The sequence below is a fragment of the Ectothiorhodosinus mongolicus genome, assembly GCF_022406875.1.
Lineage (GTDB): Bacteria > Pseudomonadota > Gammaproteobacteria > Ectothiorhodospirales > Ectothiorhodospiraceae > Ectothiorhodospira > Ectothiorhodospira mongolica.
Genome location: NZ_CP023018.1, coordinates 407465 through 422274 on the forward strand (window position 1 = coordinate 407465; position 14810 = coordinate 422274).

Annotated in this window: 13 protein-coding genes; 5 read left to right on the forward strand and 8 right to left on the reverse strand. The window is 54.8% G+C overall.

The window, feature by feature from the left end:
* Position 1 precedes the first annotated feature (1 nt).
* Complete coding sequence (locus CKX93_RS01535; RefSeq protein ID WP_076754615.1) at positions 2 to 445, reverse strand: nuclear transport factor 2 family protein; 444 nt, start codon at positions 443 to 445, stop codon at positions 2 to 4.
* A complete protein-coding gene (locus tag CKX93_RS01540; protein ID WP_076754616.1) occupies positions 442 to 1206 on the reverse strand; it encodes an SDR family NAD(P)-dependent oxidoreductase in 765 nt (254 codons plus the stop codon). The genes CKX93_RS01535 and CKX93_RS01540 overlap by 4 nt, the downstream gene beginning before the upstream one ends.
* A gap of 73 nt (positions 1207 to 1279) precedes the next feature.
* Between CKX93_RS01540 and CKX93_RS01545 the strand changes: the two genes are divergently transcribed.
* From CKX93_RS01545 to CKX93_RS01560, 4 genes are all read left to right on the forward strand, one after another.
* Positions 1280 to 2746, forward strand: coding sequence for a cryptochrome/photolyase family protein (locus tag CKX93_RS01545; protein WP_076754618.1), 1467 nt, complete (start codon positions 1280 to 1282; stop codon positions 2744 to 2746).
* A 27-nt stretch (positions 2747 to 2773) separates the two neighbouring features.
* Positions 2774 to 4117, forward strand: a complete 1344-nt coding sequence (locus CKX93_RS01550; RefSeq protein WP_076754620.1) for an NAD(P)/FAD-dependent oxidoreductase — start codon at positions 2774 to 2776, stop codon at positions 4115 to 4117.
* The gene (locus tag CKX93_RS01555; protein WP_268753135.1) at positions 4114 to 4878 is read left to right on the forward strand and encodes a DUF1365 domain-containing protein; all 765 of its coding nucleotides are present in this window, start codon (positions 4114 to 4116) and stop codon (positions 4876 to 4878) included. Before CKX93_RS01550 ends, CKX93_RS01555 begins: the two co-directional genes overlap by 4 nt.
* Positions 4879 to 4996: 118 nt before the next feature.
* On the forward strand, positions 4997 to 5308 hold the full coding sequence (locus CKX93_RS01560; RefSeq protein WP_338065989.1) for a high-potential iron-sulfur protein: 312 nt from the start codon (positions 4997 to 4999) through the stop codon (positions 5306 to 5308).
* A gap of 103 nt (positions 5309 to 5411) precedes the next feature.
* Here CKX93_RS01560 and CKX93_RS01565 read toward each other — a convergent pair whose 3' ends face one another.
* Genes CKX93_RS01565 through CKX93_RS01585 form a run of 5 tightly spaced genes read right to left on the reverse strand, consistent with a single transcriptional unit; the run spans position 5412 to position 11933 of the window.
* Complete coding sequence (locus tag CKX93_RS01565) at positions 5412 to 6311, reverse strand: transglutaminase family protein (RefSeq protein WP_076754624.1); 900 nt, start codon at positions 6309 to 6311, stop codon at positions 5412 to 5414.
* On the reverse strand, positions 6308 to 8842 hold the full coding sequence (locus CKX93_RS01570) for a circularly permuted type 2 ATP-grasp protein (RefSeq protein WP_076754626.1): 2535 nt from the start codon (positions 8840 to 8842) through the stop codon (positions 6308 to 6310). Before CKX93_RS01570 ends, CKX93_RS01565 begins: the two co-directional genes overlap by 4 nt.
* A 22-nt stretch (positions 8843 to 8864) precedes the next feature.
* Positions 8865 to 9815 (reverse strand): alpha-E domain-containing protein, encoded by a 951-nt coding sequence (locus CKX93_RS01575; protein ID WP_076754628.1) that lies wholly within the window; start codon positions 9813 to 9815, stop codon positions 8865 to 8867.
* Between the two features lie 2 nt (positions 9816 to 9817).
* Entirely contained in the window at positions 9818 to 11272 is a 1455-nt protein-coding gene (locus tag CKX93_RS01580; RefSeq protein WP_076754630.1) for a circularly permuted type 2 ATP-grasp protein, read from the reverse strand.
* Complete coding sequence (locus CKX93_RS01585; protein ID WP_076754632.1) at positions 11262 to 11933, reverse strand: class I SAM-dependent methyltransferase; 672 nt, start codon at positions 11931 to 11933, stop codon at positions 11262 to 11264. Before CKX93_RS01585 ends, CKX93_RS01580 begins: the two co-directional genes overlap by 11 nt.
* 145 nt (positions 11934 to 12078) lie before the next feature.
* Here CKX93_RS01585 and CKX93_RS01590 point away from each other — a divergent pair, with 145 nt between their 5' ends.
* Positions 12079 to 12627, forward strand: a complete 549-nt coding sequence (locus tag CKX93_RS01590) for a glutathione peroxidase (protein WP_084178596.1) — start codon at positions 12079 to 12081, stop codon at positions 12625 to 12627.
* A gap of 59 nt (positions 12628 to 12686) precedes the next feature.
* Here the strand turns inward: CKX93_RS01590 and pnp are convergent, their stop codons facing one another.
* Positions 12687 to 14777, reverse strand: coding sequence for a polyribonucleotide nucleotidyltransferase (gene pnp, locus CKX93_RS01595; RefSeq protein WP_076754634.1), 2091 nt, complete (start codon positions 14775 to 14777; stop codon positions 12687 to 12689).
* Between the last annotated feature and the right edge of the window lie 33 nt (positions 14778 to 14810).

Genomic DNA, 14810 nt, shown 5'->3' on the forward strand with positions numbered 1-14810 from the left:
ACTAAGCGGCGCTGATGCGCGCTCGAATGCGCGCCAATAGCCAACTGATCACCGGCAGGCGTGCATACAAATGCTCAGCCGCATCCCAATAATCGATGTGCTCTGTGACCTTGCCCTTGGCATCAAATAGAACGCGGCTCACCCCATCGACATTAAGGCCAAGACCCCCGCGATCACCGGGCCCTCGATCCACAAATTGCCAATGAAAATAGGCCGTGCGCCCCTGAACGATGATCTCATGCACCGTGAAGCGCGGCGCCGGACAATGCGCGAACATGTGCTCAAAGACTTGGCGAACAGCGGTGATGCCGCGAACGTCATTAAACGGATCTTTAAAACGCGCATCCTCGGCAAAAAAATCCGCTAACTGATGCAAATCTTCAGGCTTTAGACCTGCGAAAAAAACGCCGTAGCGCTCGGCTGCGTTGACAACATCTTTGGTCATCGACCCAGCATCCGAGCCGTAAGGCGAAAAAATAGCCAGTCGGGCAGCACGCGCAAGGTTTTCATTATCCAAGCAAACGATTTGGGAAAAGCGATTTCAAAATGGCTGCCATCCAGCTCTTTCATAATGGCTTTTACCGCTGCATCCGTCTCAATCAAAAAAGGCATTTCGAAGGTGTTTTTGGCGGTCATGGGGGTTTTAACAAAGCCGGGATTGATCACTCTTAAAGCAATACCTTCAGCCTGCAACTCAGGGCGCAATGACTCCAGCATATTAATCACGGCCGCCTTGGAGGCGCCGTAAGGCGCGGCATTGGGCAAGCCGCGGTATCCCGCCAAGCTGGCCGTGACGAAAATCCGCCCGCGCCGACGTTCACGCATGCGCGGCAGCACCGCCGCCAAACCATGAACCACGCCCATGTAATTGATCTCCATAATGCGCCGAAACAAAGCCACATCGAAGGCATCCACACCCATCGGCTCGTAATCGCCTTGATTGAAAATTGCCATCTCGATAGGCCCTAGGCCTGTCTCAATTTGTTCGGCTAAGGCTTGCATACCCTGGACGTCAGTGACATCACCCGGGAAAGCATGGATACCCGACTGCTCAGCGACCAGCTCCTGCAGCGTCTCAGCACGCCGGGAGCTCACCGCCACTTGCCAGCCTTGACGCGCCAGCTCAATCGCCAATGCGCGGCCAATGCCGGTACTGGCACCGACCAGCCAAACCAGCCCTGGGGTCTTGCCTGCATGTGCCTGCATCACAAAATGAACCTCTGCCTAGGTCAATGAGTCGGACTATACAGAAAACTCAGCCAATCGATACAATCGCTCCATGTCCTCTTCCTCGACTGCCCTTGTTTGGCTGCGCCGCGATTTGCGCTTGGCCGATAACCCCGCTTTGCAGCATGCTTTAAGCGTCGCTGAAACGGTTATTCCGGTGTACATCCATGCCCCACATGAAGAAGCACCCTGGGAACCCGGGGCGGCCAGCTTATGGTGGCTACATCATAGTTTAGGCGCTCTATCAAACGATCTACAGCGCTTAGGCAGCCGCCTTATCATCCGTTCGGGCAGCACCCCAGAATGCCTAGAAAGCTTGTTGGCTGAAACCGGGGCAACTCAGCTGTATTGGAATCGGCTATATGAACCCGCAGTCATCAAGCGGGACCAACAGATCAAGCAGCAGCTGCGGGATCAAAGCATAGAGGTACAAAGTTTTAATAGCGCCCTACTGTTTGAACCCTGGGAGATTACCAATAAAGCCGGACAGCCCTGCAAAGTATTCACACCGTTTTGGAAAACCTGCTGCGCTCAGGGTGTGCACCGCTTACCCCTGCCTACACCAGAGACACTACCCGCGGTAGATCCTGAGCTGACCAGCATACCGCTAGCGGCTTTGGGGCTGCTGCCCACGCTTGACTGGGACACCGGTTTGGCGAGTTCTTGGCAGGTTGGTGAACAGGGCGCGCATGAGGCTTTGGAAAGCTTCATCGACGGCGCCATGCATGCCTATAAGGAAGATCGCAATCGCCCTGATTTGGCTGGCACCTCCAAGCTATCGCCGCATCTGCATTTTGGGGAGATCAGCCCCCTGCAGGTCCATAGCGCCTGTATGCGCGCGGTCGCGGAGGGACGCTATCCGGGTGAAGATAGGCATTTGCTGCATTTTCTCAGTGAGATTGGCTGGCGCGAATTTTCTTATCACCTGCTGTATCACTTCCCGCAGACACCCGAGAGTCCCTTAGATACGCGGTTTGAGCGATTCCCTTGGCCCAAGACCGATCCCGAACAGCTGCGCGCTTGGCAAAAAGGACAAACGGGGATACCGATCGTCGATGCGGCCATGCGCGAGTTGTGGCACACGGGCTGGATGCATAATCGCGTGCGTATGGTGGTCGCTTCGCTGTTGAGCAAAAACCTGCAAATTCATTGGTTGGAGGGCGCGCGCTGGTTTTGGGATACCTTGGTGGATGCCGATCTGGCGAACAACACGCAGGGATGGCAATGGACCGCTGGCTGCGGTGCTGACGCGGCGCCCTACTTCCGTATTTTTAATCCCGTTTTGCAGGGTGAGCGTTTCGATCCCCAAGGCAAATATGTGCGCCAATGGGTGCCGGAAATTGCCGGCCTGCCTGATAATTATCTCCAAAAACCCTGGGAAGCTCCGGCTGAGGTATTGGCCGCAGCCAAAATTAATTTAGGACGAACCTATCCGCATCCGATACTGGATCTTGGAGAAACTCGCCAATCAGCGCTGCAAGCCTTTTCAGCGATTAAACAGCCGCCTGTGGCATCATGAAACTTGTGTCCTTATTGAGAGCTATCCATGTCGTCTAAGCGTATTGCCGTGATTGGTGGGGGAATTTCGGGTCTGGCCAGTGCGTGGCTGCTGGCCCAGAAATACGATGTCACCTTATTTGAAAAAAATGACTATATCGGCGGACATACCAACACCGTTGAGGTGGATGGTGATCAGGGCCCCATCGGCGTGGATACCGGCTTCATGGTGTTTAATCACCGCAACTATCCCAATCTTAAGGCCTTGTTTGCACATTTGGGTGTGGCTTCACAGCCCACTGATATGTCCTTCTCGGCGTCGATTAATCAAGGGCAACTTGAATACGCTGGCTCTGACTTAAATACCTTATTTGGACAGCGGCGGAACCTATTAAGACCGCGCTTTCTGCGGATGCTGCGCGATATTTTGCGCTTTAACCGCGAAGGCAAACGCTTGGTGGGTTTGGATATTGTGCCCAGCATCACCTTGGGCGGGCATTTGCTCAAAGAAGGTTATGGCGCTGGGTTTCGCGATGATTATTTGTTGCCGATGGCGGCGGCTATTTGGTCCTGCCCCACGCATCGCATGTTGGATTTTCCCTTGGGGTCGTTCTTGCGGTTCTTCACCAACCATGGACTCTTGGATCTAACTGGAAGACCACAGTGGCATACCGTCAAAGGCGGCAGTCGTGAATATGTCCGGCAAATGCTCAAAGCGCTTCCTGAGCGCGCGCACATCAACAGCCCCGTGGTACAAGTGCGCCGCGAGAATGAAGGGGTGGTAGTGCGCACCGAGTCAGGTGATGAGGCGCATTTTGATCAAGCCGTCTTGGGCTGCCATGCCGATCAATCTTTGCAGATGCTCGAGGCGCCTTCAGACCTGGAGCGCAGTATATTGGGCGCGGTGAGTTTTCAGCCCAACCGTGCCATTTTGCACACCGATGCGACGTTAATGCCTAAGCTTCGCCGCGTCTGGGCTTCATGGAATTACCTGGCGAGTCAAAGTCAGGAGAGTCAACCCGCATCGGCTGTATCCGTGACCTACTGGATGAACAGTTTGCAATCCTTAGCGCAAAGCAAAGACTACTTTGTCAGCCTAAATCCGCTTCAAGATCCAAGGGCAGAGACCGTTATTCGCGAAATCAGTTATCGCCATCCGGTGTTTGATCAACGGGCGATGGATGCACAGCAGAAATTGTCTCTGATTCAAGGCAAAAATCGCCTTTGGTTTTGTGGTGCTTGGACCGGCTATGGCTTTCATGAGGATGGCCTTAAATCCGCATTGGCGGTAGCCCGCGGCCTAGAGGTAAGCCCGCCCTGGTCACAAGAAGCCAGCCCTGTGATGGCACCACCGGTCGAACTGGGCGTATTAAAAGGAGCCCAGGCGACGTGAGCATTCTGGATATCAATGACGGTTGGCTGTATCAAAGCCAAGTCATGCACCGCCGCGTCTTCCCGGTGCAGTACCAGTTTGTCTATCGCGTGTTCAGCCTGCTGGTGGATATCGACCGAATTCCGGAGTTGACTCAACGCCTGAAGCTACTCTCGTTCAATCGCTTTAATTTGCTGAGTCTTTATACCAAGGACCATGGACCGCGCGATGGCACGCCGTGGCGGACCTGGATCGATGCCTATCTCGGTGAGCAAGGCATCGACCTTGAGGGCGGTCGCGTGTTTTTGCTGTGCTTTCCCCGCGTGCTGGGCTACACATTCAACCCCTTAAGTCTTTGGTATTGCCATCATCAGGACGGCAGCTTGCGCGCCATTATTTGTGAGGTTCGCAACACATTAGGAGATTGCCATCACTATACCCTGCACAATGACGGTAAACCCCTGCACTGGCCGGTGGTGGCCGGCGAGGACAAACGCTTTTATGTGTCACCTTTTATCGATATGGACGCCCATTATGACTTCCGTTTGGCGGAACCTTCGGAGCGCCTGAGTGTCTTAATTCGTGAATCCCAAAAGGATGAGATTATGCTGGTCGCTAGCCAAACTGGGAATCAACGCCCCTTGTGCGATAGCCAACTGGCACGTTTAAGCTTTCGCCTACCCTTGCTCGGCTTTAAGATCATCGGTGGCATTCACTGGTGGGCCCTGAAGATCTGGCTGATGGGCGGTAAGTACCACAAAAAACGGGGTACGACCCCGTGAGGGGTCGTACCCCGTTTTTTTAGACCACAAACACTAGCCGAGCAGGCTCGGATTGTGGATACTAAGCGTAGGGTCTTTGGTGTGGACTCGTTCTAAGTTCAACTAGGAGAGGATGACAATGAAAGAACAAGATGTAAGCCGCAGAAAATTTCTGAAAGCTGGCGCTGCTGGTCTGGTAGCTGTGCCGGTCGCTGGTCTGGGCTGGACCACCACTGCTGCCGCCGGCGGTCATGGTGATCGTCTGGATGAAAGCGATCCTGCCGCTCAGGCGCTGCAGTATGTGCACAACACAGCCAATCCGGCTCAGAACTGCGCCAACTGCCTGCTGTACAACGATCCCAGTCAGACCGAATGGGGTCCCTGTGCTGTATTCCCCGGCAAGCTGGTATCTGCCAATGGCTGGTGCACCGCTTGGGTTGCTCGCGGCTAAGCATCAGTTAGGATAGTGATATCCGAAGGCCCGCTTTAGCGGGCCTTTTTTATGAGGGTTGACGCACGTTAGGGCCTTAGTACCATACCGGGGGATATGCTGATCAAACCGTTTCTGGACTGTCCATAGGCAGCACATCAACAGCCACTTCCAACTCATGACAATCGCCGCCGCCAAATAACACCCCTTTGACCGGCGTGACATCGCCATAATCTCGACCCCAAGCCAGCGTGACATGGCGATACATGGGTATCAGATTATTAGTGGGATCAAAATCCACCCATCCCGTTCCCGGAAAATACACGGCAAACCACGCATGCGATGCATCTACACCTTGCAGTTTCAGCTGCCCGGGCGGTGGTTCCGTCTCCACATAACCACTCACGTAGCGCGCAAGTAAACCCTGACTACGCACACAAGCAATCGCTAAATGCGCAAAGTCTTGGCAAACGCCAACGCGCTTGTGCAGTACCTCACTCAGACTACTGTGTATATGGGTTTCTCCCGGCGCATAGCGAAAATCTTCATGAATACGCCGCGTCAAATCCACGCAAGCGTCGTACAAAGATCGACCCGGAATAAAGCTGGGGCCGGCATATTCAGCCACAACCGGCAGCAAAGGCACATGCATTGACTCCAATACAAATTGTCGATCAGTCACCACTAAACCTGACACGCCAGCAGCGATCGCATCACGCTCCTGCTCCCAACCCGGACCCGCCAAGTCCGCTGCCGTCAAGCGCGGCTGCTGAGCCAATTCAATAATGCTTTCCGCCGTGATTTGCAGGGCATCATGGGGTTTATCCAAGCTAAAGTTGATCAGCCGATTACCAAAAAAGTCATTGCGTTCATAGCGGCGCGGCGGCGCTGGATCGACAATGACCTGAGTATCCAGAACGTACTGATCCGGGGTCGAGCGGGGCAACAGCACGAGCTCATTATGAGACAGGCTGACACTGCCACTGTAAGCGTAGCGGGTCATGTGCCTAACGCGATATTTCATGAGCCCCACTCCGGGCTATCTTCCATGAGCAGGTGTCGGGTGCGTGGGAAAGCAAAATAGACCTCTGAGAGCTGGATCGCCATACGATCTAATTCTTGGCTCTGGGTCATGAGCCAATCATCCAAAACAGAGGGGTCCTGGAAGCGCTTCTGCCACACCCCACTAGGCTCTGCCGTACTGTCCTGAATGACCTTCAGGCGCTGTAAAAGACTGGCCTGTGATTCCGCAAAATCGGCCGGTAAAGCCATTACTGCGACTTGTAATGCCCGCAATTGAAAAGGCAGACCACGTGGATTGGACTCATCGCGCAATAACAGCTGCAGCGCCCGACTGGCGTCAGAACCATTGGCCTGAGCGGTACGAAACAGTGGCAGACTTTCCGCAAATGCCAGGACCGGTTCCACCCCCCGCTCGGCCAAATGACTCGGCGCTGCGCGACCAAAAGCATGACGCAACAAAGTCATCAGTAAGACCGCTCGTTCAACACGACGACCCGCCTCTAAAAATGCCCAGCCCAAATTGCGCGCAATGCTTTCTTGGGCGATACCGGATAAGGCCAGCAAATGGGTGATCACCTCATCCAACAGCGGAGCCAGCGCCTCGGGATCGGAAGACTGAATACGCTGCAGCTCCCGAGCACGCTCGCGCAGCGCCGAAACAACCCGCCAGCTATCCCCTGAGACTCGGTCGCGCAAAGCATAGCCAGCCTTGAGCAAAGCATTGAGATTAAAGCTGATACTACCGGTGCGCTCTGGATTGGCAATCACATCAACCAGCTCCGCAGAAACATCATGCGGAGGCTGGTTGGCATCCGCAAATCCAGGGAACGTGGCCGTTAATTGCGTCATCAAAGGCAGCAGTGATACCAGCAATAAAGCCTCATCAGCATCGCCGGATTCCTGGGCCAGCCGACGCCGACGCAAGACTAGCCGCATCATGCGAATCCCACCCTCAGTACGCTCAGCATAGCGCCCCATCCAAAACAGGCTTTCTGCCACCCGCGCCGGTAACGAGTGTGGCATCCCTAGGCCCGCAGGCAAGGGCAAACCCGGCGCAGCGGCTTCGGGAGGTTCCGGCTCACTGGACAATACCCAGGTATCTTTACTCACACCACCGAGCTGGTTTGAGACCATATAGGCATCCGGTGCATGCGCAACGCGGGTTAGGCCTCCGGGCATCACTTGGTAACTTCCGTCACGCGCACAGACAAAGCTGCGCAAGCTCATGCGCCGCGGCTCAAGCTGACCAGATTGGCTCACGGCTGGAATCACCGACAAATCCACCGCCTGCTGTGCCACATAGTCGCCCGGTCGCGCTCGCATCCGGCGCACCAAGTCATCGCGCTCATCTGCGGACAATCGCGCCGGAAACAATGGGGTACGACCCCGTTGCGGGTGTAGGCTGCGAATCACCCAGGCTGATAGATCCGCCAGCACTTCAGTCAGCGCTTGTGGATCACCGCACCAGCGCGTAGGCACGGTCGGCAGACGCAGCGGTCTACCCAGCAAATATTCACTCAACTGCGGCATATAAGCGCGAATACCAGGGCATTCCAGCACACCTGTCCCCAGCGGATTGGCGATGGCCACCCGTCCCTGACGCGCTGCTTCCAGCAACCCAGCCACACCCAGCCACGAGTCCTGGCGTAAAGCCAGAGGATCACAAAAAGCATCATCCACACGCCGCAAAATGACATCGACCGGCTCAGGGCCACTGAGGGATTTCAGCCATACCCGCCCCTGAGAGACCACCAGATCTTGACCTTGAACCACCGTCAGCCCCAAATATCGGGCCAAAAAGACATGCTCAAACCAAGCCTCGTTCAGCGGTCCTGGACTGAGTAATACCATGCGCGGTACGCGCTCTTCCTGTTCGGGTGCCAATGACATCAGTGCTTGGCGCATTGCTTGAAAATATCGAGTCAGCCGATGCGCCTGCGCATCACGAAACAAACTGGGCACGGCGCGCGATAACTGCAGACGATTTTCTAAGGCATAGCCGGCGCCCGAGGGCGCTTGCGTGCGATCTGCCAGCACCTGCAGCTTGCCGTCTGCACCGCGCACTAAATCAGCAGCATAGAGAGTCAGTACCTGAGGCATAACGGGCAGGCTGCCCATACATGGCCGCAAAAAACCGGAATAACCAAAGACCAACTCAGCCGGCAAAATCCCGTCATGCAAGGTCCTTTGTGGGCCATACAAATCGATCAGTAGGGCGTTGAATAACTCGGCGCGCTGTGTCAATCCGAGCTCAATATTCGCCCACTCATGGCTGTCCAGGAGCATCGGCACGGTATCCAATGGCCATGCCCGCTCTGTTCCGCGTGGATCTGAATAAACGTTATAGGTGACCCCACCCTCATGCAGCAGGTCCTGTAATACCTGATGCCGCGCTCGCAAGCCTTCGACGCCAAGTCCTTGCAGGCTAGCGATCAGGTTTTGCCAATGCGGATGTCCGCCCACGGCCAAACCGATTTCATCGAAATGACCTGGAGGCGGCGTATAGGGTGCAAAAAGGAGAGGATTGGCCATAAACAAATACCGCAGGGGCGGCTCAGGCGGCCCGATCGAGACTAAACCAGGTCTCTGAAATCAGCGAATGCAGCTCCGCCATCTCCTGCTGCATCTCATCGATAAAAGCATGCAAGGTCTTGGGCTCTAATAAGCGTTCGATATCAGACTGCAGCGCATGACGCTTGATCTCGATAGCCATGCGCAGCGGCACATCATTACGCGGCAATTGCGCCAGACTGGATTCCACCTCACCCAAGGCATGCGCCATAGCGCGTGGGAACGCCTTATCATGGAATAAAAAATGCAGTACGTCCGAGGCGTTTACCCCGCGTCGGACATGTTGACGATACATTTGTGAAGCGCTTAGGGACTTAAGAATATTCACCCACAACAAGCCTTCAAAGCCAGCGCCGTCGGCGTCTTTGTCTTCGTCCTCCTGCAGCAAGCTGACCGCGGCGACATCCAACAAACGCGAAGTCATATCAGCGCGCTCCAAGTTACGGCCTAAGCGGATAAAATGATAAGCATGGTCATGACTCATGGTGCCTGCCAGCATACCCGTTATCTGCTGACAGCGGCTGCGTATTTGTGAGAGGTAGTGATAGCGCCCCCGCTTGGTCCACCCCGAGTCCAAGTTAGAACGCGCAAAAAGATGCAACTCATTTACCGCCTCCCACACTTCACTGGGCAATAGATCTCGAGTGGTGCGGACGTTTTCTCGGGCATGAGACAAAGAATTCATAATCGAGCCAGGATTGTCTTTGTCACCCAGTAAGAACTTAATCACTTTGGCTTCGGTATATCCCGAAAAGCGCGCTTCGAACAAATCCTCACTGCCGGTAATCGATACCAAACCGGCCCAAGCCAGGCGATCGGCCACCGGCATATCCAAGGCCAAATGGTTATAAGCCGTCACCATGCGCGCCGTACCCTCAGCACGCTCTAGATAGCGCGCCAACCAGTATAGCCTCTCAGCAACCCGTGACAGCATGCTCAGCCCCCACTACCCAGATCAACGATCCAGGTGTCCTTACTGCCACCACCTTGACTGGAATTAACCACCAGCGAGCCCTTATTCAAGGCCACACGGGTCAAACCACCCGCGGTCACATTGGTGCGCACGCCTTGCAGCACAAAAGGCCGCAAATCCAGATGTCTGGGCTCAACATGACCATCACATAAGGTCGGTGCCGTGGAAATCTTCAAAGTGGGCTGGGCGATATAGTTTCGCGGATCGCGACGAATGAGCTCTGCAAATTCGCGACGCTGCGCCTTGGTGGCATGTGGTCCCACAATCATTCCATAACCACCAGACTCGTTGGCTGGCTTGACCACCAGCTGATCAAGATTGGCCAGCACATACTCGCATTGCTTGGGATCCATACACAAATACGTCGGCACATTGTCAATAATGGGTTCTTCATCCAAGTAGTAACGAATCATCTCCGGCACATAGGCATAAACGACCTTGTCATCGGCCACGCCCGCACCCGGCGCGTTCACCAATGCCACATTGCCCGCACGCCAAGCACGCATCAGCCCGGGAACGCCCAATAATGAATCGGGATCGAAGGCTTCGGGATCCATAAACCAATCATCAATGCGTCGATAAATCACATCGACACGCTCTAGCCCCTCAATGGTGCGCATATACACGCAGTCATCATCAGCCACCAATAAATCAGACCCCTCCACCAACTCCGCACCCATGCCTTGCGCTAGATAGGCATGTTCGAAATAAGCTGAGTTGTAGATTCCAGGGGTAAGCACCACGACTTCAGGATAATCCAAGGGCCGCGGGGATAGGCTCGCCAGCATGTCAAACAGTTGGGCTGGATACTCATCGACCGGTTGAATACGGTAGTTTTCAAATAGCTCTGGGAAGACTCGCTTTGTCACTTGGCGATTTTCCAGCATGTAAGACACGCCCGAGGGAACGCGCAGATTATCTTCTAACACGTAGATACGCCCATCCGCGTCACGCACCAAATCCGACCCGCAAATATGCGCCCAGACGCCGTGGACGGGATGAAAATCGCGGCATTGTTCACGGAAATTTTTCGATTGCGCCAGAACTTCGGCAGGAAAGACTTTGTCGCGCACAATGCGCTGCTCATTGTAGATATCATCAATGAACAGATTTAACGCAGTGAGGCGCTGGCGCAGACCGCGATCGACTGGGTCCCATTCCGATCGAGCGATGATTCGCGGGATAATGTCAAAAGGCCAAGCGCGGTCGATATTACCGCCCTCGGTATAGACCGTGAAACTGATACCCATCTCTATGATGGCGTGTTCGGCGGCCAACTTGCGTTCGTTAATTTCTTGGTCGGATAGCGATCCCAGATATTTCGCCAAGACAGACCCGGCAGGCCGGGGCTTTCCCCGCGCCGTAATCAGCTCATCATAGAAACCATTGGCATCGTAGCTTTTCCAGTCAATGCTCATCAGCGGTGACCCATCGCTCGAATTCGGCACCTTCTTGTGGCACCGCACCATTACGATAATGCACCAATTTCCAATAACCGAAAAGGTTTGCCTTGCAGACTTCCACCCGCTCGAGCCCCGGCAGTTTAGGTAGGTCATCCAAAGCCATGTCAGGACGAAAGCCCAGATAACGCGACAACGGGCGCAAAGCTTGCTCAAGACGCTGCAGCAGCCAATGCTGGGAAGCGAAATGATTGATGATGATGATCGTACCACCGGGGCGGCACACTCGTTGCATCTCCCGCATCAAACGCTCTGGCTCGGGCACCACAGAGGCCACATACATAGCCACCACACTATCAAAGCTACTATCGGCGAACGCTAGACGCTGAGCGTCCATCTCCAATAGCGCCCGCGGAGAATGCGCATCGGCCTGCTGTATTCGTTGCCGGGCGATCGCCAGCATGTCGCGGCTGATATCCACACCCACCACAAATGTCCCCTCACGGTATTCTGGTAAGGATAGGCCCGTGCCCACACCCACCTCGAGAACCCTTTGTCCCCGTTCATGGTTCGCTCGCTGCACAGCCATCCGCCGGCCACTCGAAAAAATCGGGCCAAACAGACGATCGTAATAGCGCGCGTAGCGCCGGTAGGCGTGTTTTATTGATTCTAAATCCATGAAGGTCAACGGCTGGGCAACAAGCCCCTTGTTTTACTGGTTGATGCGGCACAGTTCAAGCGGCTGGAGAACATTCTTGCCATAGGGAACTGAATACGGGAAGCTGTATCCAAGTATTCAAATCAGTCATTTCCCGGAGCATGCCATGCCCAAGCCCTACATCATTTATCCGTTGCTGGCCGCATTCTGGTCGAGTAGCGTTGTTGCTGCCCCCAATTTAGAGGCCCTATTCGCCCATGAGATGCGACGGCTGCATTCGCCCGAGGTGGTGAATCTCCAAGAGCGTTATGCAGGACAGCCTTTGTTGATCGTCAACACCGCGAGTCACTGCGGCTTTACCGGCCAATTCAATGGCCTGGAAGCCGTGCATCAGGCATACAAAGATCAAGGCCTAAAGGTGGTGGGTTTTCCCTCCCATGACTTCCGCCAGGAATCCGGCAGTGAGGAAGAAACCGCCCGTGTTTGTTTTGAGAATTTCGGGGTGAGCTTTGACATGTTTGCTCCGATACCCGTGCGCGGCAACGGTGCCCATCCCATCTTTCAAGAATTGGCGCGACAGTCGCATGCACCGCGCTGGAACTTCTATAAGTACTTAGTGGATCGCGAGGGTCGGGTTGTGGGTGCTTATTCCAGCATGACCTCGCCAGAATCAGCACGCTTTAAACAGGCAGTGGAGACGCTCTTACAACCCTAGCCTTAAGCCCATAGAAAAAGGCGGCCATGGCCGCCTTTTTTGTCTTTCGATGAGGCGAGTTACTCGGCCTCGGCCACCGCCTTAATACTCAAGCGGATACGGCCCTGCTTATCCACTTCCAGGACCTTGACGCGCACGGTCTCACCTTCGCTGAGCTTGTCTGACACGCTCTCAACACGCTCTTCGGAAATCTGCGAGATGTGTACCAAACCATCGCGGCCCGGGAGAATCGTCACGAACGCACCAAAATCCATGATTTTGGCAACGCGGCCATCATAGATCCGTCCGACTTCCACATCAGCAGTGATTTCCTCGATGCGGCGCCGCGCTTCTTCCCCAGCTTCTTTATCCACAGAGGCAATTTTGATGGTGCCACTGTCATCAATATCAATGGTCGCACCGGTTTCTTCGGTCAGCGCGCGGATCGTTGCCCCACCCTTGCCAATCACATCGCGGATCTTCTCCGGATTGATGCGGATGGTGATGAAACGCGGTGCATAGGCTGACATCTCGCTGCGCGGCGTTGTGATGGCTTTGGCCATCTCACCGAGAATATGCAAACGGCCGTCACGTGCTTGAGACAGGGCCTGCTGCATGATTTCCTGGGTGATGCCGTCGATTTTGATGTCCATCTGCAGGGCGGTGATTCCGGTTTCAGTACCGGCCACTTTAAAGTCCATATCACCCAAGTGATCTTCATCGCCAAGAATATCAGTCAGTACCGCGAACTGATCACCATCCTTAATCAAACCCATGGCGATACCCGCCACTGGGGATTTCAACGGCACACCTGCATCCATCAGGGCCATACTCGTGCCACACACAGAGGCCATGGAGCTAGAACCGTTGGATTCGGTGATCTCAGACACCACACGTAGCACATAGGGAAAATCGCCTTCATCAGGCATCACACCCTGAACACCACGCTTGGCTAACCGGCCATGGCCGATTTCACGACGCTTGGGTGAACCCACCATGCCGGTCTCACCGGTGCAATAAGGCGGGAAGTTGTAGTGCAGCATGAAACGCTCGCGACGCTCACCTTCGATGGCATCGATAATCTGCGAATCGCGATCCGTCCCCAAAGTCGCCACCACAATGGCCTGAGTCTCACCACGCGTGAATAAGGCAGAGCCATGGGTGCGCGGCAATATACCCACACTGGCGGCAATCGGACGCACGGTGCGGGTATCACGACCATCGATACGACGCTCACCCGACAGCACACGCTCGCGAACCACGCGTTTCTCAATACTGTGGAAAATTTCTTTGACGGTTTCAGCGTCCGGCGCGCCTTCATCACCAGTGGCGATCTGCGCCTTGATCTGGTCGCGCAAGGCATTGATTTGCGCAGTACGCTCTTGTTTTTCAACGACTTGATAGGCCTTAACCAAATCGGCTTTGCAAGCGGCTTCGATGCGCTCACGCAGCGCCAAGTCCTGCTCAGGAGCCTGCCAATTCCAAGCGGGTTTACCGGCTTCGGCCACCAATTCATTAATGGCATTAATGGCAACCTGCATCTGCTCATGACCATACATCACAGCGCCCAGCATCACTTCTTCGCTCAGCATCGCGGCCTCGGACTCGACCATGATCACGGCATTAGAGGTGCCGGCGACGACCAAGTCCAATTCAGAATCCTTGAGTACAGAAAGATCGGGGTTCAGCAGATAGCCCCCATCAAGGTAACCAACTCGGGCCGCACCAATAGGGCCACTAAACGGCAGTCCAGAGAGAGCGACAGCGGCAGAGGCACCCAATAAAGCAGGAATGTCCGGATCAACTTCGGGGTTCAATGACATCACCGTGGCCACCACCTGGACTTCGTTGGTGAAGCCTTTGGGGAAAAGCGGACGCAACGGACGATCAATCAAACGCGAGGTCAGCGTTTCTTTTTCGGTAGGACGTCCTTCACGCCTAAAAAAACCGCCGGGAATTCGACCGGCGGCATAAGTACGTTCTTGATAATTAACGGTCAGTGGGAAGAAGTCCCGACCGGGTACCGCTTCTTTGCGGCCCGTGGCGGTAACCAGAACCACGGTTCCAGCCACATCGACCATGACAGCAGCGCTGGCTTGGCGGGCGACTTCCCCGGTTTCTAAGCTGACAGTGTGTTGCCCATATTGAAAGGTTTTACTGAATTTAGGCACGATTAATCCTGTTGTGACATGAACGGTAAGACG